The organism is Nitrosospira multiformis (genome assembly GCF_900111585.1).
Lineage (GTDB): Bacteria > Pseudomonadota > Gammaproteobacteria > Burkholderiales > Nitrosomonadaceae > Nitrosospira > Nitrosospira multiformis_B.
In genome coordinates this window covers 1-23,198 of the sequence record NZ_FOHI01000011.1, presented here as the reverse complement: position 1 = coordinate 23,198, position 23,198 = coordinate 1, and the positions used below count along the sequence as shown (strand labels likewise).

15 protein-coding genes are annotated in these 23,198 nt (G+C 54.8%); 6 read left to right on the top strand and 9 right to left on the bottom strand.

Annotated elements, in window-relative coordinates:
- Nucleotides 1–207 precede the first annotated feature (207 nt).
- A complete protein-coding gene (gene metH, locus BMW46_RS13340; protein ID WP_371113519.1) occupies nt 208–3,978 on the bottom strand; it encodes a methionine synthase in 3,771 nt (1,256 codons plus the stop codon).
- Nucleotides 3,979–4,252: 274 nt separating this feature from the next.
- On the opposite strand from metH, the gene BMW46_RS13335 reads away from it, so the two are divergent.
- The gene (locus BMW46_RS13335; RefSeq protein WP_074709154.1) at nt 4,253–4,939 is read left to right on the top strand and encodes a PEP-CTERM sorting domain-containing protein; all 687 of its coding nucleotides are present in this window, start codon (nt 4,253–4,255) and stop codon (nt 4,937–4,939) included.
- 213 nt (nt 4,940–5,152) lie between these two features.
- Here the strand turns inward: BMW46_RS13335 and BMW46_RS13330 are convergent, their stop codons facing one another.
- From BMW46_RS13330 to BMW46_RS13320, 3 genes are all read right to left on the bottom strand, one after another.
- Nucleotides 5,153–8,281 (bottom strand): efflux RND transporter permease subunit, encoded by a 3,129-nt coding sequence (locus BMW46_RS13330; protein ID WP_074709153.1) that lies wholly within the window; start codon nt 8,279–8,281, stop codon nt 5,153–5,155.
- A 9-nt stretch (nt 8,282–8,290) separates the two neighbouring features.
- Nucleotides 8,291–9,466: an efflux RND transporter periplasmic adaptor subunit gene (locus BMW46_RS13325; RefSeq protein ID WP_074709205.1), complete on the bottom strand. Its 1,176-nt coding sequence runs from the start codon at nt 9,464–9,466 to the stop codon at nt 8,291–8,293.
- 170 nt (nt 9,467–9,636) lie between these two features.
- A complete protein-coding gene (locus BMW46_RS13320) occupies nt 9,637–10,215 on the bottom strand; it encodes a TetR/AcrR family transcriptional regulator (protein WP_074709152.1) in 579 nt (192 codons plus the stop codon).
- 198 nt (nt 10,216–10,413) lie between these two features.
- Here BMW46_RS13320 and BMW46_RS13315 point away from each other — a divergent pair, with 198 nt between their 5' ends.
- The gene (locus BMW46_RS13315) at nt 10,414–10,770 is read left to right on the top strand and encodes a bleomycin resistance protein (RefSeq protein ID WP_256377074.1); all 357 of its coding nucleotides are present in this window, start codon (nt 10,414–10,416) and stop codon (nt 10,768–10,770) included.
- A gap of 320 nt (nt 10,771–11,090) precedes the next feature.
- The gene (locus tag BMW46_RS13310; protein ID WP_074709151.1) at nt 11,091–12,176 is read left to right on the top strand and encodes a DNA topoisomerase IB; all 1,086 of its coding nucleotides are present in this window, start codon (nt 11,091–11,093) and stop codon (nt 12,174–12,176) included.
- 4 nt (nt 12,177–12,180) lie between these two features.
- On the opposite strand, the gene BMW46_RS13305 is transcribed toward BMW46_RS13310, so the two are convergent.
- Nucleotides 12,181–14,154: an FAD-dependent oxidoreductase gene (locus BMW46_RS13305; RefSeq protein ID WP_074709203.1), complete on the bottom strand. Its 1,974-nt coding sequence runs from the start codon at nt 14,152–14,154 to the stop codon at nt 12,181–12,183.
- A gap of 417 nt (nt 14,155–14,571) precedes the next feature.
- On the opposite strand from BMW46_RS13305, the gene BMW46_RS13300 reads away from it, so the two are divergent.
- Both BMW46_RS13300 and metK read left to right on the top strand, forming a co-directional pair.
- Entirely contained in the window at nt 14,572–17,694 is a 3,123-nt protein-coding gene (locus BMW46_RS13300) for a cation-translocating P-type ATPase (protein ID WP_074709150.1), read from the top strand.
- Complete coding sequence (gene metK, locus BMW46_RS13295) at nt 17,691–18,881, top strand: methionine adenosyltransferase (RefSeq protein WP_218141802.1); 1,191 nt, start codon at nt 17,691–17,693, stop codon at nt 18,879–18,881. Before BMW46_RS13300 ends, metK begins: the two co-directional genes overlap by 4 nt.
- A gap of 44 nt (nt 18,882–18,925) precedes the next feature.
- Here the strand turns inward: metK and BMW46_RS13290 are convergent, their stop codons facing one another.
- Nucleotides 18,926–19,285: an HMA2 domain-containing protein gene (locus tag BMW46_RS13290; RefSeq protein ID WP_074709149.1), complete on the bottom strand. Its 360-nt coding sequence runs from the start codon at nt 19,283–19,285 to the stop codon at nt 18,926–18,928.
- Between the two features lie 522 nt (nt 19,286–19,807).
- Between BMW46_RS13290 and BMW46_RS13285 the strand changes: the two genes are divergently transcribed.
- Nucleotides 19,808–20,287, top strand: coding sequence for a VOC family protein (locus BMW46_RS13285; protein ID WP_074709148.1), 480 nt, complete (start codon nt 19,808–19,810; stop codon nt 20,285–20,287).
- Between the two features lie 345 nt (nt 20,288–20,632).
- On the opposite strand, the gene BMW46_RS13280 is transcribed toward BMW46_RS13285, so the two are convergent.
- The 3 genes from BMW46_RS13280 to BMW46_RS13270 form a co-directional block, all read right to left on the bottom strand.
- Nucleotides 20,633–21,463 carry a hypothetical protein gene (locus tag BMW46_RS13280; protein ID WP_074709147.1) on the bottom strand — a complete coding sequence of 277 codons (831 nt, stop codon included), beginning with the start codon at nt 21,461–21,463 and terminating at the stop codon, nt 20,633–20,635.
- Between the two features lie 192 nt (nt 21,464–21,655).
- Nucleotides 21,656–22,168, bottom strand: a complete 513-nt coding sequence (locus BMW46_RS13275) for an HMA2 domain-containing protein (RefSeq protein WP_074709146.1) — start codon at nt 22,166–22,168, stop codon at nt 21,656–21,658.
- A complete protein-coding gene (locus tag BMW46_RS13270) occupies nt 22,165–22,650 on the bottom strand; it encodes a DUF5132 domain-containing protein (protein WP_081355816.1) in 486 nt (161 codons plus the stop codon). Before BMW46_RS13270 ends, BMW46_RS13275 begins: the two co-directional genes overlap by 4 nt.
- Between the last annotated feature and the right edge of the window lie 548 nt (nt 22,651–23,198).

Below are 23,198 nucleotides of genomic sequence, written 5' to 3'. Positions count from 1 at the left end.
CGGCGATAAAGGGATGAGGAAAATACGGCTCATTCCCGCTGAACCCTCCTACCGCTTGGCGGGCGCTGTTGATGTCAGCAGCAACACTATCATCCCTGCCCACATGCCTTGATCCAGATCCTTCATGCCTACGCCGTCCGGGCGGTGATAAGCAGTCCAGGTAGTGTATTACGAGATCAAGAATATGAGAGAGTTGCGAGCATACGGCTATCTTTCATACGCCAGAACAGGCGCCAGCCACGTCTCCGTTTCTTCCAGTGTCCAGCCCTTGCGTCTGGCGTAATCCTCCACCTGATCCTTGGCGATCTTGCCGACTGCGAAATACCTGGCTTCCGGGTGGGAAAAGTAAAAGCCTGATACCGCGGCCGTGGGTACCATGGCAAAGGATTCAGTCACGATAATGCCCGCATTTTCAGGCGCTTTCAGCATTTCAAACAAGGGGCCCTTCTCGGTGTGATCCGGACAGGCCGGGTAGCCCGGCGCGGGGCGAATGCCCTGATATTCTTCCGCAACCAGTTGCTCGTTGCTCAGGTTTTCATCTTTGACAAAGCCCCAGAATTCACGCCGTATCCGCCAGTGCATGTGCTCCGCAAAAGCTTCCGCCAGACGATCCGCTAGCGCTTTCAGGATAATTGCACTGTAATCGTCATGCGCCTCCTCGAACACCTTTAACTTTGCCTCGATGCCCATTCCCGCAGTTACCGCGAACGCGCCGATAGTGTCGGCAATGCCGCTTTCCCTGGGGGCAATGAAATCCGCCAGGCACAGGTTGGGCTTGCCGTCCGGTTTCATGGTCTGCTGGCGCAGGTTGTGGAAGGTCATCGCTATCCGCTCGCGAGCTTTGTCCGTATAGATTTCGATATCGTCACTGTTGACCGTATTGGCTGGAAACAGGCCGAATACGGCATTTGCTGTAAGCCATTTCTGCTCCACGATCTTTTTCAGCATCACCTGCGCATCGCGGTAGAGATTGCTGGCGGCCTCGCCGACCACCTCATCCTCCAGGATGGCTGGGAAACGTCCCGACAGCTCCCATGCCTGAAAGAACGGCGTCCAGTCTATGAAAGGGACCAGTTTTTCCAGGGGGTAATTTCGCAAGGACCGGACACCGGTAAAACCCGGGGAAGGAGGGGAGTAGGTTTTCCAATCCGTTTTGAAGGCGTTCTTGCGGGCGTCCGCAATGGATAGCATCGGCGCGGGCCCTTTCTTGTTTTTATGCTGCGCCCGTACCCTCTCATACTCGGTCTGGATTTGTTGAATATAGTCCGCCCGTAAATCCTCCGACAACAGATTGCTGCACACGCCGACCGCGCGGCTGGCATCCGGCACCCACACGGTGACCCCGCTGTATTTGGGCGCCACCTTCACCGCCGTGTGCACGCGCGAAGTGGTGGCTCCGCCAATCAATAGCGGGATGGTAAAACCTTCCCGCTCCATCTCCTTTGCCACATGCGCCATTTCTTCCAGGGAAGGCGTAATCAACCCTGAAAGCCCGATCATATCCGCGTTTTCACGTCGCGCTGTCTCCAGAATTTTGGCACTGGGGACCATCACCCCCATGTTCACCACTTCATAATTGTTGCACTGGAGCACCACGGTGACGATATTTTTGCCAATGTCATGCACATCGCCCTTGACGGTGGCGATGACAATCTTGCCCTTGGCTTTGGAATCGCCAAGCAGCTTCTTTTCCGCCTCGATGAACGGCAGCAGGTGCGCTACAGCCTGTTTCATCACGCGCGCCGATTTCACCACCTGGGGCAGGAACATCTTGCCTGATCCGAACAGATCGCCGACAACGCTCATGCCATTCATCAAGGGCCCTTCGATCACCTGGATCGGACGTCCGCCCTGTGCGGCTATTTCCTGCCGGACTGCCTCGGTGTCTTCCACAATATAGGTCGTAATCCCCTTGACTAGGGCATGGGTCAGCCGCTCCTGCAGCGAACCGTTCCGCCAGGCAAGGTCTTCGGTGCTTTCCTTGCTTTGTCCCTTGAAGCTTTCGGCAAATTCCACCAGGCGCTCGGTGGCGGTAGCCTCTCCGTCTCCCGGAAGGGTGCGGTTGAGCAATACATCCTCGACCCGTTCCAGCAGGTCCTTGGGAATATCGGAATAAACGCCGAGCTGACCGGCGTTCACGATGCCCATCGTCATCCCGGCGCGAACGGCGTGGTAGAGGAAGGCGGTGTGGATCGCCTCCCGCACCGGCTCATTGCCGCGGAAGGAGAAGGAAACATTCGAAACGCCGCCGCTCACTTTCGCATACGGCAGCTTCTCCTTGATGGCATGGGTCGCTTCGATGAAATCCACCCCGTAATTATTATGTTCGTCGATGCCGGTGGCGATTGCAAAGATATTCGGATCAAAGATGATGTCCTCAGGAGGGAAGCCAACCTGATCAACGAGAATGCGGTAGCAGCGCGTGCAAATCTCCACCTTACGCGCCAGAGTGTCCGCCTGGCCGGTCTCGTCGAATGCCATCACGATGACCGCAGCGCCATAACGCCGCGCGAGTTTCGCATGTTCGATGAATTCGGCTTCACCTTCCTTGAGGCTGATGGAGTTGATGATAGGCTTGCCCTGTACGCACTTCAGCCCGGCTTCAATGACCGACCACTTGCTGGAATCGATCATGATCGGCACACGGCTGATATCCGGCTCCGCGGCGACGAGATTCAGGAAAGTAACCATCGCCTTCTGCGAATCGAGCATCGCCTCGTCCATGTTGATGTCGATGATCTGCGCCCCATTCTCGACCTGGCTGCGTCCGACGCTCAGTGCTTCCGCATAGTTGTTGCCGAGTATCAGGCGGGCAAAGGCTTTCGAACCGGTGACGTTGGTCCGCTCCCCGACGTTTACAAACAGGGAGTCGTCACCGATGTTGAGCGGTTCAAGACCGGAAAGACGAAGCTTCTTTGGAATATCCGGCACGGCCCGAGGGGGGATACTCCCAACGGCGTCTGCAATGGCTTTGATATGCGCAGGCGTGGTGCCGCAGCAACCGCCCACGATATTCACAAAACCGGATTGCGCATACCCTTTGATCAACCCTGCAGTATATTCCGGGGATTCGTCATAGCCCGTCTCCGCCAGCGGATTAGGCAGGCCTGCATTAGGGTGAGCACTCACATACACGCCTGCTACCCTGGAAAGCTCCTCGACATAAGGGCGCATCAGTTCCGCCCCCAAAGCGCAGTTGAGTCCTACGGACAACGGACGGGCATGAGATACGGAGTTCCAGAATGCTTCCGGCGTCTGGCCGGAAAGCGTGCGCCCCGAAGCATCCGTTATCGTGGCCGAAATCATGATGGGAACACGCACCTGATGCGTTTCGAAATACCGGTCTATGGCAAACAGCGCCGCCTTCGCATTGAGGGTATCGAATATGGTTTCCACCAGCAGGATATCAGCTCCACCGTCGAGCAGCCCGCGAATGGATTCGGAATAATCCTCCACCAGTTGGTCGAATGTGATGCCGCGAAAGCCGGGGTCGTTCACGTCGGGGGAAATCGAAGCGGTTTTGGTGGTCGGGCCCAGCACGCCCGCGACAAAGCGCGGCTTCTCGGGCGTCTTTGCCTCCATCGCTTGAGCTGCTTCCTTTGCCAGCCTGGCCCCGGCAAAGTTGAGCTCATACACCAGGTCCTGCATGTGGTAGTCGCCCATCGAGGCCGAGGTGGAATTGAAAGTGTTGGTTTCGACGATGTCTGCGCCTGCCTCCAGATAGGCTTCATGAATGGAACGGATCACCTGCGGCTGGGTGAGCGTCAGGAGATCGTTGTTGCCCCGGAGGTCATGCGGAAAATCGGCAAAGCGCTCCCCGCGATAGTCCTTTTCGCCAAGCTTGTGGCTCTGGATCATGGTCCCCATCGCACCGTCGAGCAGCAGAATGCGGCGGGCCAGCAGATCTTCCAGTAATTTGATGCGAGGGTGTTCGTTCATGGCAATACCAGGGTTCAGGTGGAGCTTGGATTCTATCATGCCCTTATCCACCATTCCCTCCGACAGACTCCTGACAACCAACCGGCTGAGAAGCGTGTCTTGATAGCGTCAATGGCAGCTTCTGTCTGGATGAGGCGTGGATTCGATGGAGCGGAACGTCATTCGACGGGTATTAGAGCAAAGGCTGTCTCCCCACTCTCATCGCTCATCGCCTTGTACCGAAGTACAGGGTGTACTTAAGTCCAATAGGAATCTGATGTGATGTAGATAAGATGGCATCAGGTTCTATTTTTTCACTATCCATGGGGGTAAGGTGAATAGATTTTTTCGCGACGCAATTGCATCTGGAGTATTGCTCTCTGCAATATCGGCTGTTCAGGCAACACCTATTTATATGACCGCCGATTTCTCTGGTGGAATTCTCACCACTGACGGGTTGGCTAATAGCCTGGGCTTGCAGCAGACCAGTACATGCAGTGGTTGCGCTGCCGGCAGCGTTAGCGGAAATGTATTATTCGATCAAAGCCTCATCCCCGGGAGTGGTACCGGTACCGTGACCATTGCGCTCGCAGCAGTTACCGGCGCCTCAAACAGCACCATTTTCGACATAGACTTTGGAAGTCGACCTTTGGGTTTCGAGTTCGGAGATGGGGATGTGCTGGGTGGCCCATCCATACAATTCAATAATGGTGTATTCAATGGGTTTTTCTTCGTGAAAGATTTTGTGGTCGATGGAAAAACCTATGAAATCAACATGCAGGGTGCGAACTGGACCATGAATTGGTTAAAAAGCAATTCCTCTTCGCAGCTTGTTGCGTCAGGGTACCTGAACGTGGGTAATCAGGGGCTGACGAGCCAGACATATTTTGAACCGTCGCTGCCAGCGGCGGAGCTACCGAATAACACAGTCTCGGAGCCCACAGTTCTTGCGCTTGTCATGGTTGGCATGTTAGGTATTTTTATGACTCGCCGGCATAAACAGACATACGCAACTGCGTAACCAAGGCAGCTTACAGCTTACTTATCAACGTTCATATAACGGTTAGTTGCGACCCCCTGATCAACCTCATTATCTTTACCGATGAACTCCGCAGCGGTATACAGTGTGAGGGGGCACGGTCAGGGGGAAGCGCGGTCAAATCCTGTCCTATACCAATATCTTTCGTTTCTTGACGAGCAAAAGTTAGAATGTTGATTCAAGGCCAAATTCACCCTACAGCTTGGGGCGGCCCAGCTTGCGCAAAGCCACGTAGAAGACAGGGGTAAGGAACAATCCGAATAGAGTCACACCGAGCATCCCGGCAAAGACAGTTATACCCGTTGCGTAGCGCACCTCGCTACCCGCACCGTGACTGAGCACTAAGGGAACAGATCCAGCGATGAAGGCGATGGAAGTCATCACAATCGGCCGAAGTCGAAGGCGGCAGGCTTCCAGTGCGGCTTCGATGGTATCCTTGCCCTGAATCTCCAGTTCTCGTGCGAACTCAACGATCAGGATGGCATTCTTGCATGCCAGACCCATCAGTACGACCAGTCCCACCTGCACGAATATATTGTTGTCCCCGCCTGTGAGCCAAATGCCGAAAAGCGCGGCGCACATGCATACCGGCACGATCAGGATGACCGCCAAGGGTAATGTCCAGCTCTCATAGAGGGCAGCCAGCACCAGAAAGGCCAGCATGATCGATAAGGGGAATACGATGGTCGCCGCGCTGCCCTGGGTGACCTGCTGGTAGCTCAGGTCGGTCCATTCCAGGGTAATGCCGCGGGGCAGCACCTCTGTGGCAATCTGCGACAGCCTGGCGATGACTTGTCCCGAGGAGAGCACGCGGGGGTCGGCATCACCGATAAGGTCGGCGGCGGGATAACCGTTGTAGCGGATGACGGGATCCGGGCCAAAGGTATGTTGAATCGTTACCATCGAGCCTAGCGGAACCATTTCTCCTCGACTATTGCGTGTATAAAGATTGTTGATGTCTTCAGCATTCTGGCGGAAAGCCGCGTCCGCCTGTGCCATCACCCGATAGACACGACCATATAGATTGAAATCGTTGATGTAGAAGGATCCAAGGTAGACCTGCAACGTATTGAAGAGGTCCGTCAAATTTACTCCTTGGGCCTTGGCTTTGACCCGATCCACCTTGACCTCGAGTTGCGGGACGTTGGCTTGGTATGAGCTGACGGGAAAAGTCATGCCTGGCGTCTGCGCGATCGCGTTCTGGAATTTTGTGGTTGCGCTTTGCAATGCCCCATATCCCAGACCGCCGCGATCGACCAAATAGAGCGAATAGCCCGACCCATTGCCCAATCCTTGAATAGGCGGAGGCAGTAATGCATAGGCTTGCCCGTCCTTGATGTCGACAAGCCTGGCATTCAGTTCAGCCGTGATGGATTCCGCGGAACGCTGGCGTTGATCGAAAGGCTTGAGGATGACGTAGGAGGCAGCCTGATTGGGCGTGTTGACTGACTGCAACGCATTCATGCCAACATAGCTTTCGGTCATTTCCACGCCTTCGATACTGCTGGCAATGTCGTTTAATTGACGTGTGACGGCGTCAGTACGGGCAAGTGAAGCGCCCTCCGGCAATTTGGCACCGGCGAAGAGATAGAGCTTGTCCTGATTTGGAATAAAGCCGGTCGGTACGATATGGAATAGCATGACTGTTGCGAGCAATAGTCCTGCATAGAGGGTAAACACGATGCCGCGCCGGCCCAGTGTTCGGGCTACCGTGCCGTGGTATTTGTCGGAGCTGCGAAGAAACAGCCGATTGAACGGACGGAATAGCCATCCCAGGCTGCGCTCGAGCACCCGGGTAGGCGCATCCTTCGGAGCATCATGTCCTCTGAGCAGTTTTGCCGCCAGTGCCGGCGACAGTGTGAGCGAATTGATCGCGGAAATGACGGTGGATATAGCGATGGTGACGGCAAACTGCTTGTAGAACTCTCCGGTGACACCGCTCAGGAATGCCATGGGCACGAACACGGCGCATAGCACCAGCGCAATGGCGATGATCGGACCGGAGACCTCCTTCATGGCCTGATGTGCTGCCGCGAGAGGACTCAGACCTTCCTCGATGTTGCGCTCAACGTTCTCCACGACGACGATCGCATCGTCGACGACAATACCCACTGCCAGGACCAGTCCGAACAATGTCAGCGTATTGATGGAATACCCGAGAAGGTAGAGCCAGGCAAACGTGCCGATAATCGAGACCGGCACCGCAATCAGAGGGATGATCGATGCACGCCAAGTCTGCAGAAAGAGAATGACCACCAGCACGACCAGGAAAACCGCTTCGATCAGTGTTTGACCCACGGCCCGAATGGAATCCCGGACAAAAACATTGGGGTCCCACACTACCCGATACTCGATACCCGGGGGGAAGCTTGCTGCAAGTTCTTCAAACTTGGCATAGACCGTCCTGGCCACCTCCAGAGAGTTCGCGCCGGGAGTAAGAAAAATTCCGGCGCTAGTGCTGCCCCTGTTATCGATCATTGCATGGAGCGTGTAATCGCTGGAGCCGAGCTCGACGCGCCCAACATCCGATAGGTGGACCAATTGGCCATCGTCGGCACTTTTCAGGACGATGTCCCCGAATTCCTGCTCGCTGCGAAGCCGTCCACGCACATTGATCGGAACGAGGAAATCCGCGCTCCCGGGTGATGGCTCGGCGCCCAGTTGACCCGCGGATACCTGAACGTTCTGCTCGCGAACGGCATCCACCACGTCGCTGGCTGTCAAGCCACGTGCGGCGAGCTTGTTCGGGTTGAGCCACAGGCGCATTGCATAATCGCCTTCCCCGTACAATCCGACGTTGCCAACACCCTTCAGGCGTGAAAGCGGGTCCTTGATATTCAGCGTCATATAGTTGCGCAGATAGACCGCGTCGTATCGACCGTCGGGTGAAGAAAGATTCACGTACATGAGCGGAGTCGGCGATTGCTTCTGCGTGGTTACGCCGTACTGGCGTACATCGTTGGGCAGGCGGGACAGGGCTTGGGCGACGCGATTCTGTACACGGACGGCCGCGGTATCGGGATCGATGCCGGGCGTGAAGGTGATCGTCACTTGCAGGCTTCCATCGGAGCCCGCAACGGACTTCATATACATGATGCCTTCGACGCTGTTGATCGCTTCTTCCAGCGGAACGGCGATTGAATCCGCGATCTCTTTGGGATTGGCGCCATGGTACATTGCACGCACGACCACGCTTGGAGGCACCACTTCCGGGTACTCGCCCGCAGGCAGGAGCGGGATGGCGATGAGTCCCGCTGCGAAAATAACGATCGAAAGAACGATGGCAAATATGGGACGGTCGATGAAAAACTTGGAAAAGTCCATACCGTTCCCTTATTCCGTTGCTTTCAGGAGTGTAGAGGAGGGAATAGGCGCTCGCGTTTCCATGGCGACGTGCTGGGGCTTTACGGTCATCCCGTCGTGAAAGATCTTCTGTGCCCCGATGACGATGATCTTGTCCGTCGTATCGAGGCCGGACTGCACGATACGGAGGCCATCGACCTGCCGACCCAATGTGATGTTCTTGCGGAGCGCCTTGTTGCCCTCCCCCAATACATAGACATATTTGCGGTCCTGGTCGGTCAGAATGGCTTTCTCGTCGATCAGGAGTGCATGCAGCTCATCGCCGCCTTGCAGCTGCACCCGAGCGTGAAGGCCGGGTGTCAGCGCGCGGTCGGCGTTTGCAACGACAGCGCGGACACGAATTGTCCCTGTTGTGGGATTGAGTTGGTTGTCGAAGAAATCTACAGTTCCGAGATGCGAAAAGGCTTCCTCATTGGCCAGACGGATGCGGACCTGATAAACATTGCTCTCGCGATCGTTCTTGCGAGCGAATTCCTTATAGCGCAGGAAGCTATGCTCATCGCAGTCGAAGTACACGTACATTGGATCCTGCGAGACTAGGGTTGTCAGTATTGACTGGTCAGCCTGGGCAAGATTGCCGGCAGTGAGGTATGCTCGACCCACGCGACCTGCGATCGGTGCTCGAACCTCGGTAAAATTGAGGTTGAGTTTGGCTGTGGCCACAGCGGCTTCCGCTGCACGCGCCTCGGCGACCGTTTGGTTCAACTCCGTTTGCCTGCCGTTGAATTCTTCGCGCGACATGGCCTGTGCTGCGAACAGTGCCTGCGCGTGCTCAGTCTTGCTTTGTGCGAGATTTGCAGCCGCCCGCGCATGTTCGAGCTGCGCCTGTGCACTATGGAGTGCATTGCGGTATGGACGGGGATCGATGACAAAGAGAAGGTCGCCAGGTTTGACCTCGCTACCCTCCTTATAGGCAACCCGATCGATGTAGCCACTGACGCGAGGACGCAACTCTACAGTCGGAACCGCACGGACACGCCCATTGAATTCGTCCCATGCTTGCACGGAGCGCGACAGCACCTCCGCAACCGTAACATCGGGTGGAGGCGGCTCGACCGAAGTGCTGGATTCCGTATTGCTGCATGCGGCAAGGAAGATTGTCGAGAGAGCAATGAAAATGGTCGTAATAAGGTTTCTGAAACGCATATCTCCGGGGAAAAGAAAGTTGATCCCGCCTTCTTCGACGGCTTTTAGCACGTACGCCTGACAGTACCTGCTTCAAATAACTTGACGGGTTTGGCTTGCATACTGAAGAAACGGCTTTACCGGAGTCCGGAATAATGGCGGATCCGAGGCCTGAAGTTGCAATGACTGATTTATAGTTTTCTTGTCATCTCGATCAATTGGGAATGCAGATGCAGCGCTTCGTGTTTGGTCGCCACTCGTTCCTCCTCATCGAGCAGGCCTGCCAACCAGAGTCCGTCAACGGCATAACGGGCCAGCTGCATTTCGGGACCAGAATCAGTATCCTGGTGGTGTTCCAGGCGCTGTTCCAGCCACTGCGTCCACCGTTTCTTCAAGCCGGGCTCGGTCAGCATCGCCATCATGAGGGCCGCCCACTGAATGAAATCATCCTTCTCAATCAGCTCCAGCGTCGCTGTGATGTAAGCGCGGGTAAAACAGCCGGATGGTTCAGGGTCGAGCTTCATGGCCTGCTTGATGCCCGTATCGAAAGCTTGCAGGCGCTCGTTGAAGATTTCCTCGATAAGCGCCTGTTTAGTCGAAAAATGATGCAGCAAACCTCCCTTGGTCACGTCTGCCGCATCAGCCACAGCTTGTAGCGTCAAACCCGCCACACCTTGCTCCACACAGAGACGGGCACCGTTATCCAATAACCTGCGACGAACGAGAGCAGGCTGCTTCTTGCGTTGATTGCGTTGATTAGCATCGGTCATCTTAAAATGATACCATCTGGACGGTATCTTTTAAATAACATCCAGCAGGTATTTCAAGAATACTCTCGGGTTATCTTAGAGAACCGCTTGCTATCCGCCCCGTCTTTCTCGCCACTGTTATGGAGTCTCTGACGCAACATAAGAGAGTGAGAAGCAATAGCGTGATTCAAGTGTGTGTCAGAAACAACAAAGGAATTTATGTTGAACCAGACAGTTATACCGCAACTGCGAATAATCAGCGCCACTGTTAGCCTGCCGTTTTATGTCGAGGGCTTGGGCTTCAGCGTTGATTGGAAGCATCAGTTCGAGCCAGGCTTTCCTCTATTTATACAATTGACCAGGAAAGATCAGGTTATTTTTCTGACGGAGCATACTGGAGACTGTCAGGTGGGCGGCGCGATCTACTTCATAGTTCCCAATGTTGACAACTGCTATGGTGAATTTACTGGTCAAGGCATTACCACTATTGAAGCACCCCAAGACACCCCGTGGGGGACTCGAGAAATGGTGGTAACAGATCCGGACGGTAACCGTTTGAGATTCGCAACGCACTAACCCCATCGTCCTCCTTGTGGAAATTCCAAACCTACCAAATAAAGAATGTGCGAACGCTTTGAGCAATCGCCGGGGTGATGCCTCGCTTACGTATCTCCATAAATGAAGAAAACCAGTCGGGACAGATAAAGTTTTCTTCCTGATTTTTACCCATCCCAAAAGGATGGAACCGGAGGGCTATCATTGCTGTCGATAGAAGCGTGTCCGGTCTGCTGCTTGGCAGTATCCTGGCGCCTGGCCTTCGAATTCCCTGTTTTTCGTTTTCCAAACTGCTTGACATACTGACTTTGTTACAACCAGCCTGCGATAGGAGTAACCATATGTCATTCTTTCCGGATAAGGAGGAGTTGCGACCGCAGGCAATGGAAATTCTGGCGGCGCAAGCGGCGGCCGCGGGATTGCTCTATGTCTCCGGCGATGAGCCCGGGATCAGAAGGTTAGTCTCCGGCGAGGGATTTCTTTATGTCGGTCCGGATGAAAAGCCCTTGAGTGACAAGGATGAGCTTGAGCGCATTGCCCGGCTCGCCATTCCTCCCGCTTATACCGACGTCTGGATTTGTCCCCATCCCCTGGGTCACTTGCAGGCCACGGGACTGGATGCGCGCAGCCGCAAGCAGTACCGCTACCATTCCGATTGGCGCGCGGTGCGAGACACTATCAAATTTGACCGGATGGTGGAATTCGGCGAAGCTTTACCTCAACTGCGCGAGCGCGTACACCTGGATCTGAAAAAACGAGGTTTGCCGCAAAAAAAGGTTGTTGCTGCAATAGTGAGACTGCTTGATACGACGCAGGTGCGCATCGGTAACCTGTCTTACGCGCGCGAGAACCATAGCTTCGGGCTTACAACCCTGCGCAAGCGGCATCTTGCCTTCATCAACCCCAGGCGCGCATTACTGAAATTCCGGGGCAAGAGCGGGGTCGAGCACGAAGTCACTATCAGTGACAGGAGGATCGTCAGCATTATCCGGGCTTGCCGGGAGCTGAGGGGCCAGCATCTTTTCCAGTATCTGGATGAGAGCGGCAAGCGGCGGTCGGTCGAAGCGGAGCAGGTAAACGCCTACCTCCACGAAGTCATGGAAGCCGAGTTTACCGCGAAGGATTTCCGAACGTGGAGCGGAACCTTGCGGGCGTTCGAGATCATGCTCAATACGCCGTTGCCTGAATTTCCGACCAAGCGCGCACTCAAGGCCGGCATCATCGCGGCGATACGGCAAGTCGCGGAAGATCTGCGCAATACCCCTGCCGTCTGCCGGAAATCCTACATCAATCCGGCGGTGTTTTCTGCCTGGCAGAAAGGCGATCTTCATCGCTGCGTGCAAGAACTGGATGAAGCAGCGCATCCCGCGCATGACTCGCTCGAGTCTGCCGTGCTGTCTTTTCTGCGGAAACAAAAGACCGGATAAAAACTCAGTTTTTTCCCGGCTTCTGCTGTTCCTCTATCACAGCCAGAACGCGCTGTGCTGATCGCAGCGAGCCTTCAATAAATCCCTGGTAGTCGGAAAACGCTTCTCCGCAAACGTGCAGGTTGTTTTGCCCGGTTTCCTGCTCCTCTTGTTCGAGAGAAAATGCCTCGAGAAACTCGATATGCTCCCGGGACTTTACACCCGGACGCCACCCGTGCGCCGCGGCACCGAAAGGCTCCTTTCCCCAGTCGCGCATACCACAGGCGAGAAGGCGGCCTGTGGTAAAGTCATGGTGCTCATAATCCCTGGCAAACTGCACGAAACGCTGCCATAGGCGGGTCGATCCGGGCTTGATTTCGATAATCGACCCACACGTCGGGGAAGGTTTTTTCTCCAGGAACCAGATCCTGGCGGCATCCTGATAGTCGACCTGTGGCCCCTCCGGTTGCTCGGGACCTTTGGAATTATTGCTGGATTCGCTTCTGAGGTAATCGGACCAGAATGTGATTGCCGGGCGGTCGGTATAAATCATGATCAACCCTTTTGTCCGGTCCCTGCTTTTCACATACAGCAGCTCGCGGGTTGGTATGTCGGATGCATAGCGGTTGAGAGACCGGTTGTCTTCCCACCAGGGCTTCTCGATGACAAAAAAACATTTCAGCAGCGGAAGGCAAGCGACCGCATTGAATGCTTCGTGAAGATTGCCTTTTGGACGCTCCCCATTCCATGACATTTCCTCGAGCGGACGCTTCGGCAGGGCAAAAATGACTCTTCGTGCGCACACAAGCTCGACCTCATCCTGCTTCTGCACGGTAAGGGCAACCAGCGCATTATCCCGTCTTTCTACGCTCACCACCCTTGCGCCTTTCGCGATTTTCAGACGAGGAGATTCGTGACTGCTCTGGTGCTTCCGCAAGACTTCCAGGAGGTTCCAGATTATCCTGCTCATCCCTCCGCGTATGCCTCGAAGCGAACCCGTGCTTCGAATTGCCCTGAGCCAGAAGATAATCCACTCGGCGGCATTCAGATTTTCGTGAACAAAGTGATAGTAGCTTCCCCAATCCCTGATCTTGACCACCGCATAATGGCTCAAGACATCGCTGAGAACGTTCCAGAATCCCAGGTCCCATAACGGCTGGTCCCTGAACCGCGCGTGCTCCCGAATCGTTACGAAGTCAGGATCGGTAAGATACTGTATCCATTCAAGCAGCTCTCCCTTCCAGTAATGGCGATAAAAGAACTGCGCGCTGTGCAGTTTTCTCCATTGTTCATTGGCGGCCTCCGTACACCAGGGATTCGAAGCCTGGCCGTCGAATTTCGGACCGTGGACGAGTTCGAAGATGCGCCTGAGAGCGAGTATCATCAGGTCAAAAGGAGTTTTCTGCTGAGCTTCCTCCTCCTGAAGGGTGAATCGGGGCGCCATCGGATCTTCGGAGGTGTACGAAGAGAACGGCACGAGGTCATCCAGGCTTTCTTCCTCCCCCGGATCAGGCTCCCTGATTCCAAGATCGTCGAGCAATCCCTGCAATAAAATCTGGTCCCGCGGCTCGATTCTCATAGGCCCAAATTCTGCGCGGAAGTATTCGATATCGGTCAGCTTTTCGACATCGTTGCCATCCACATTCCTGAATGATTTTTCTGTCGGACCTCTGAATGGAGACTGTTTACCCGTTTGCGGGTCAGGGGGAGCAAGGTAACCATCATCGATGTTCCAGTTACACGGGTCCCATGTATCTTCAAAACCGATCTTCTTTCCATTTTCCTCACTGCTTCTCAGCAGGGACCATGTTTCGATGCGCCCGCCAAACCGGTCGGAAGCTTCCAGAAGGAGAATGCTCCTGATATCGAGCAAACCGCTCCGGACTTTCTTGATAAGCTCGTGGCAGCAATAGAGCCCGGCAATACCGCCGCCGACAATTACCAGATCATGTATTTCCGCTTTCTGCGTATGCTGCGTATGAGATGTGTTGCCCGGCATTTTTTCTCCCGTTACCTCAGTGACCTCATGCCTCAAGGAGCTTGCGAAACCTGCTGGAATCCGAATCTGATGCCTTGAGGGCATCAGGCACAGTGCCTGATCCTGAATTATAAGGATAGAAGATCGCGGAACGGAAATAGAAATCAGTGCCAGTAATCCCGCTGCTTCAGAATACAAGGTGCGCTGATTGGCGGCGAAGTGCATCAAAGAGCCGGCACAGCTTGCTGAGAACGTCGTTTTAACCTAAAAAGAAGAAGTCTCCAATCGTTCGAGATATCGGGGAGAGGAAGTTGTAGTTTTTTGGAAATACTACTGATCGCCTTGGTGGCAAGGTCGGTGATTATATGTTTGTCCTGAGCGTCGCCTAGCATATTCCGTAGCAGTGAAACGTCATGTAACCACATAACTTCTGCGAGGATGTCTCTACTTTTCGACCAGATGCAACGTCCTTCTTTCTTCGGGACAGGTGCGACTGAAGCCGAGCCTCCCGAACCGGTGCGCATCGTTCATGCAGCTGTGGAGGGCCGCGCAAGGCTTAAGATACGGGGATTGTATCGATCCGAATCCGTCAGGCGTAAGCTCGAGTCTGCCCTGCCGAGGCATGATGCGATCAGACATGCTTCCGCGAACGTTCTCACGGGTCGGGTATTGATCGTTTTTGATCCGGCACGCGACCTTGAAGAAATCAAGACCTGGTTGGAGCAACTGCTGCTGGATGCCGGGCATGAAATCATTCCTGAGAACCCGATAGATGATAGCGGTTCTTTGCGTTCCTCCCAACGTCCTGGTTCTCCCGTCATTTCTTCTGATCCCAATTCAGTTCTTCCACAGGATCGGAAAAATTGGCATGCCTTGCCTGGCGATACCGTGGTGGCTGCGCTTGAAACTTCCATGGAATTTGGTCTTAGCCAAGCTTCCGTGGAGCGGAAGCTTGGCCATTTCGGGGTCAATAGCCTACCGGAGACGCCGCCCCGTTCCGGGCTGAGTATTTTTCTGGGGCAGTTTAAAAGCCTGCCTGTGGCTTTACTCGGTGTATCCGCCGTCCTTTCTGCAGCCACGGGAGGACTGGTCGATGCGGCGGTGATCCTCGGGGTAGTTTTGATCAACGCGGGTACGGGCTATGTTGCTGAATCTCAATCGGAGCGAACGATTAATGCGCTCGGACATGTGGCCGAGCAGAACGCAATGGTCATCCGCGATGCACGGCTTCTGGAGGTGCCGGCCAAGTCCCTGGTGCCGGGCGACATCCTGGTGCTGACACCCGGGGCTCGGGTAGCTGCTGATGGCAGGGTGCTCGAGTCGCGCAATCTGATGGTGGATGAATCCATGCTTACCGGAGAAAGCCTTCCGGTGGCGAAGAGGGTAAGCCCGCTGGACCAGCCGGATGTCTCTCTCGCGGACCGGCTTAACATGGTATACATGGGTACGGTGGTAACGGGGGGCAGCGGCCTGTCCGTAGTGGTTTCGACCGGACGATATACCGAGATCGGCACGATTCAATCGCTTGTAGGTGAAACCCGCCCTCCGGAGACACCCATGCAACGCCAGCTTGCGATCCTGGGGAATCAGATGGTGTTGCTGTCCCTGAGCATCTGCGGAGCAATGTTTCTGATCGGATTGGTCCGTGGTCACGCTTGGCTGCAAATGTTGAAAACCTCCATTTCCCTTGCGGTGGCCGCAGTCCCGGAAGGCCTGCCCACCGTTGCAACGACCACTCTTGCCTTGGGTATCCGGACAATGAACCGTCACAAGGTGCTGGTGCGACGCCTCGATGCAGTGGAAACCTTGGGCGCAGTACAGGTAATCTGCCTGGACAAAACCGGAACGCTCACTCTCAACCGTATGTCCGTCCTGGCCCTGCATAGCGGAGGGCGTCGTATTACAGTGGACAGTGATGTGTTTTACGATGCGGGTGTAAGAATCGATCCCTATCAGAGCGATGAATTGTTGCGGCTCCTCCATGTGGCTGTTCTTTGCAACGAAGTGGAACTGAACGGTGAGAAAGGCAACTACCTGCTCAAGGGGTCCGCAACAGAAGGCGCATTGATGCACCTTGCGCTAGCGGCAGGTGTTTCAGTTGAGGCGCTGCGCCAGCGCTATCCCAGAGAGCAAGTGGAATACCGGACCGAAACGCGGAGCTACATGAGCACGACCCATAGCGCCCAAGGGGATGGAAAGCTCGTGGCTGTCAAGGGTAATCCAGTCGAGGTGCTGGAAATGTGCGGGTGGTGGTTGAAGGACGGCGCACGTTTGCCCCTCACGCAGGCCGAGCGAACAGTCATACTCATGGAAAATGACCGCATGGCCGCAGAAGCGCTGCGTGTGCTGGGATTTGCCTACGTCGAACCGAAGCAAGCCGATCAATCTTCAGCGGATGAACTCATCTGGCTGGGAATGACGGGAATGGCAGATCCCCTGCGGCAGGGGATGAAGGAACTTATCGCCTTGTTTCATCAGGCCGGGATAGACACGGTGATGATAACCGGTGATCAGAGCGGCACCGCATATGCGATAGGGAAGGAACTGGGGTTATCCGGCGGCAGCGAACTCGACATTCTCGATTCTACCCGGCTTGATCAACTCGATGCAGAGGTCCTGGCCGGGCTTGCTCAAAAGGTCAATATCTTCTCCCGCGTCAGCCCGGCCAACAAGCTGCAAATCGTGCAGGCACTGCAGCGCGGCGGCAAAATCGCCGCGATGACGGGCGACGGCATCAATGACGGCCCCGCCCTCAAGGCCGCGGATATTGGCGTCGCCATGGGCGGCACCGGCACGGAGGTGGCGCGCAGCGTGGCCGACGTTATACTGGAAGACGATAATCTCCGTACCATGATTGTGGCCGTCTCGGAAGGCAGGACGATTTACAACAATATTCGCAAATCGATTCATTTCCTTACCGCCACCAACCTGTCCGAGATCATGCTGATGCTCGGCTCTGTAGGGACAGGGCTGGGCACTCCGCTCACCACCAGCCACTTGCTGTGGATCAACCTGGTAACCGATATCTTCCCCGGGCTGGCGCTTGCTGTTGAGCCCCCCGAGCCGGATGTTCTGCAGCAGCCCCCGCGAGACCCGGGCGAACCCATTGTAGGTCCGGCCGACTTCAAGCGCTACGGTCTGGAGTCGCTGACAATGGCTGCGGGGTCAATGGGAGGTTATGGCTATGCCATGGCACGTTATGGCGGAGGGCAGAAGGCCAGCACGATTGCCTTCATGACCCTGACGATGGGGCAGCTGCTTCACGCATATAGTTGCCGTTCGGACCATATCGGCATATTCAGCCACGAGACGCTCCGTTCCAATCGCTATCTCGACCTGGCGAGCGGTGGAACGGCCTTGCTCCAATGGGCTACGGTGCTGGTGCCAGGCGTCCGCAGTCTGCTTGGTAATACCCCGATAGGCCCACTTGATGTGGCGGCGATAGGCGCAGGTTCTGTACTGCCTTTTTTCCTGAATGAAGCAACCAAAGACGCTGCCTTCAAAGACAAGCGACGTAAAGAGCTGCTATCTCTACCACCAGCGCCGCGGGAGTATGGATGATGAAACAGAATTTCATGTTCACCTCCGAATCTGTAACTGACGGGCACCCGGATAAACTTTGCGATCAAGTGAGCGATGCGGTGGTCGACCGCTTTCTGCAGCAAGATCCCTTTTCGAAGGTGATAGCGGAGTGTGCAGTATCCACAGGAATACTTTTTATCGCAGCACGCTTCGCTTCGTCGGCTTCTATCGACATCCCCGAGGTCGCGCGCCGGGTTATACACCAGCTTGGCTACGAGCAAGCGGATTTCAATGCAAGAGATTGCACGATCATGACGAGCCTGACTGAACTGCCGGCACCGTCTTATCCGTTCATAGATGAGAGGGAAATGAGTGAGGAAGAGCTGGAATCCGTTACTGCCAAGAATCAGGCCAATGTATTCGGCTTTGCCTGCAATCAGAGCCCGGCCTTTATGCCGCTACCCATCTCGCTTTCGCATAAACTGGCGCGTCGGCTTACGGCCACACGCTTTCAGAAGCAGATTCCCTATCTTGCGCCCGATGGAAAAACGCAGGTAGGGGTGGAATATCGCGAAGGCAGACCGTATCGCATTCATTCCATCACCATCGTTGCCACTCAGCAGAAGACCGCCATGCGCGGCCTCGCCCCGCTGCACGATGATCTCAATGCGCATGTGATCGAGCCGGTTTTCGCGACGGAAACGCTGCGGCCCGACTCCCGCACCCATATTTTCATCAATCCGGAAGGGCTGGTCGCCGACGGAGGACCATCGTTACACTCGGGGTTGACTGGCCGCAAGAACGCAGTGGATACATACGGCGAATATTCCCGGCATTCGGAGTCCGCGCTTTCCGGTAAGGACCCCTCTCGTATTGATCGGGTGGGGGCTTATGCAGCGCGCTACGCCGCCAAGAATGTGGTCGCCGCTGGCCTTGCGCAGGCGTGCGAGGTACATCTGGCGTATTCGATAGGAATATCGAGGCCGGTAAGCGTGCAGGTGGATACTTTTGGTACAGGGCGCATTCCTGATACCGAAATAACGGCGCGTATTCTCGACCACTTTGATTTCCGGCCTGCCGGAATCATTCGCGCCTTTAATTTGCGCTATCAGCCTCAACTATTTCGCGGTTTGTTTTACCGCAAGCTTGCGGTTTATGGTCAGGTGGGACGGATGGATATCGGATTGCCGTGGGAGAGCACGGACAAGGCTGCATTGCTGCGCTAGCTCGATATCGGGTGGGTCAATGCATTTCGAACGATACTCCCAGCTCAGATCAATGCTGCGACCAGAGCCATAGCCGACCGTTCCAATGCAGTTTCCATGAGTTTCTGCACGAAAATATCCACGACCTTCGGCGTTACCGAAGTTCCGTGCGCGGGTCCGGATAAAGTGTCGGTATGCTGGATATATCCGAGATCATACAGGGAATTGAGAATCAACGTGGAGTTTACGAGACATCTGTCATACCTGATCACCACACTGCCGGTGACAATGCTGGTTTCAATTTGAAGAATGCCGTTTACCCCTTCCAAGTACGACTTCAACTGCCGGGCGCGGGGCTCGTTTTTTTTCAGGAGCGGCGTATTGACACGCAGCCGGCCAGGCACATGATGGATATAGTGAGCCATGATTTACCTCCATTAAGATATCTTTCTCATGGAGGTATTTAAGCGGGACTTTGTTACAACATGATGAAGCGGAGAGGCGGAGAGAGTACTGAACTGACAGGCTGGCTGGGTACATTCGATGAGGGCCAAGAGAAACCGGAATAGAAGCAAAGATTGAGAGTCATGATTAAAGTTTATCCATAATCAGCCTTACCTCTACACAAAGCATTTAATTACATGGAATCGTATGAGAGTACCAAGGAACGATTTCTCGATTGCTCGAGAGTTCATTAGGTATTGCACTCACTAGTGGAAAAAATCTCTATCATGAATATGAAATGTAGCAGTTCAAATTTGATTTGCCTTGAAACTGCCTGGATGGCGGCTTTCGGCGAGAATGCATTTGTCGCCCCTTTGACATTTGTCATTTAAGGACTACTAAAGGACTACTTCGTTACTCTTTGGTCCACAAGCTGCAGCATTAGTACGATTTTACCTGCGCAGCTCGAATGTACGTATCTGTTCCAACTCAGGAGAACCAAGATGGTCAGCAAGAACACGATTTGCCTCTGGTACGACGGCACCGCGCTGGATGCCGCGAGGTTCTACGCCGAGACGTTTCCGGACAGCGCGGTGGAAGCAGTCCATCGCGCGCCTGGCGACTTTCCTGCGGGCAAGCAGGGCGATGTCTTAACGGTCGAGTTCACGTTAATGGGCATCCCTTGTCTCGGCCTGAACGGGGGCTCAGCGTTCAAGCACAACGAAGCATTCTCGTTCCAGGTTGCGACCGACGATCAGGCTGAAACAGACCGCTTGTGGAACGCGATTGTCGGAAACGGCGGCCAGGAAAGCGTATGCGGCTGGTGCAAGGACAAGTGGGGAGTGTCATGGCAGATCACGCCACGTGCCTTGACGGCTGCGATCACAGATCCTGATCGAGCAGCGGCCAAGCGTGCATTCGAAGCCATGATGGAAATGGGAAAGATCGACATAGGTGTGATCGAAGCGGCTCGCCGTGGCTGAGGCTCTCGATATCTGACCCCTCTCGCCACGGCTCCACTCTTACCAAAAGAAAGCCAGTTCTCAGAGTTTGCGCTCCTCAAGGCAACTTGCCCGCGACTTTAGATTAGTCTGAGTATGCACACGCACGTACCAGGGCCTTTTATATGTGTGGAGTATTGTGCAAATGGCGCTGGCGGATTTACTCAAGCAACTGCACATCGTGTACCACGATGCCAGGGTTCTCGCACGAGCCGGGATGCCAGGTGTTGCAATCCTGACTCTCCATCGGGTGATGTGAGTTCGTTGCTGCAGGATAATGGAATAGAACAGGGCTGCGGCGGCCAGGCGCCACTGCCCTGATAACGATTATGTCGGCTTTTTTCTCTCCGCAGGAGGGACATATTCTGGCGGACTGGTACGCTCTGTGGGAGCAGTATATTCTCCAGGAGGAACACGGTCGTCCATGTGATATGACTTTGGCATTGCGGCACCTGCCACGTCCTTTACACCCTCCACAACACTCATGAGGATGTCGCGCACGCTCGTGACAGCGGTGGTGCCAATATCGCCTACCCCTCCGGCTGCCGCGTTTACAGTCGCCCTGACCGTCTCTACGACATTACCCCCCGTCTCCCTCGTTCCCTCTGCCACACCATCCACCGTTCGCTTGGCAACCAGCAATGTGTCACCACCCGCGTCAGCAGCACTCCGGACTGCGGCTTTTACGGTTTCTGTTGCTGCTGTGATGGCGTCGCCACCGACGTCAGATACGCCCATTACCACGCCCTTGGCAACGCTTTTCGCGGAAAGCATTAACCCGGTCCCTACGTCTTCGGTGGCGGCAAGAGCGCCCTTGACGACATCCCTTGTTATATCGACTGCTTCCGTACCGACTGCCCCGGTTGCTCTCAACGTATTGGATACGGTATTGCGCACCAGGCTTACGATATCAGATTCAATTTCATCGATGCCTCTCAAGCTGCTGGCAATGCCTGTTTTTACGGTATGGCCGGCCTCTCCCATCGCACGGTCAGCATCCGAGCGATAAGGGCGTGTCGTTCCCACATATCCCTCATCTCCCGGGCGTGTTTCACCACGGGCATACCTTGCTCCCTCGGGCGTCTCTATATCGGTCCGCTTTTTTTCCTCAGGGGGCGGTTTTCCCCCTGCGTGCCTGCCTGATCTAGGGGTATTCATTTCGATTCCTCCTCGTATAGTTATGATTTCCGTACTAGGACGATGAAAATGTCTCTCTCATTTTGCTGCTTTCTACCGCTTCAGTGCAGAGTTCCCTGGTTTGGAATCTTGCAACCCCTTGGCTCGCTCAGAATTTTTGCAACAGATTTTTGTTTTGCGAGATTTTCGGAAATCATCATTCATTTCCAAAATCTAAGATTCTTCGGACAATTTGGTTTCAATGAGGGAATGTTCCGGGTTATCGCCGTTTGTCCCCGGAAAAATGCAGTACGCGTACCAGAATGCCGCTATTGCCGAGATCGCTATATTGCCCCTGATTACCTGCACGACACCCATACCCATCATTCCCAGAAATATCAGTCGCCGGATATCTGATTTCTTTCCGGATTTCGGATATGACTTATGTTCGACGTTCCTGATGTCACCAACGATTGAAGGGCGAACTGCAGGGGCTGAGGTTTCATTCTTTCCGAGCTGAAGCAACCCGTGTTCAGCGATATAGCCCCACAGAACCGGATCCTCCACTGTATGAATGACGAGCGCCGTTCCTGTCCGCGAATTCGTCATTACCGCTCCAACGCCGGGACACTCCCCCAGTTCTTTTTTCAGCGTCTCAAAGTACGCAGTATCGCCGCGCCTTTCGTCGATCTTTATCCGCTTCCTGCCCGGCAGAGAGTGGACCACTCGCGCAAGTGGCGCCATCATTCCCCCTTGGTTGGCGGTCGACCCTGCGCTCCTTCATGGCGCTGGCTACCCTGATTCGCCTGCGTGGCGGGTTGCGTGAGAAGACCTTCCGGTGCCTTATCGGCTTCGCCTGGCGGACTTGCGGCCGGGGTGGCCGAACTTTGGCTGGGGCCAGAGTCCGGTCTAGGCTGTGGCGGTGGCGGAGCAGTCCTCCCTTGCGCGCTCCCCGCCTGGGCTGCCGAGGCACCCACCGCCTCATCTTCCACCGCACCAGCTTCCATCTCCGACTTGACCTCTGCCACGAGGTCATCCACCGTTTCGCTCAATTCGGCAAATGATTCACGTCCTTTCTCATACAGAAGGACGCTACCCTTGATAGCGGCCTTGGTAGCGGGCCTGACGAGGCTGGCAAGAAATGGAAGCAGCACTGGCGCGAGCAGCGTCGCCCCCACCCCCGCCGCCAAGCCCGTGATCAGGTTGCTCTTGAAGTTTTCGGATGCCATGATTTTCACCTTGCTTCCGGGAACCAAAATAAATTTATAGATAATTTTGGTTTTTTTTCAAGCGTTGACACAAAAATTTAATATTCGTGAATCCATTCCATTCTCGGAATGAGAACTATTAGAGGAGGGTACATTCCCGCGCTGCAATAGCACGGGGCTTGTGGGGGCACAAACCTCCCAGCCGAGGTGAGCTTTCGTACGGCTGCCCATTCCTTTTCTTTCTTCAAGCACCATTCCAGCTCATGGCTTTCGGGTAGGCACGTCGATCAGGAAACCGGAAAACTAAAAAATATCTTGACTACGCGGTTTTGTAGCATGTACTTTCAATTCACTTCGCTCAAAAAAGCCTTGAAAAATGAGTAGTTTTTATTCCTGAACATTCAGTCTCACCGAATGCAGCCTATCGAATCGTCAGCCTCAAGTCGCGACATGGGCTCCCTGAAGCGATTACTTGCCAATAACCGGATGCGGCGCCTGGCGACGGCGCTGCTGATGGTGATGCTTGCGGTTCTCGTTCTGGCCAACGTATTTCTTCCGCTTCATCCCTC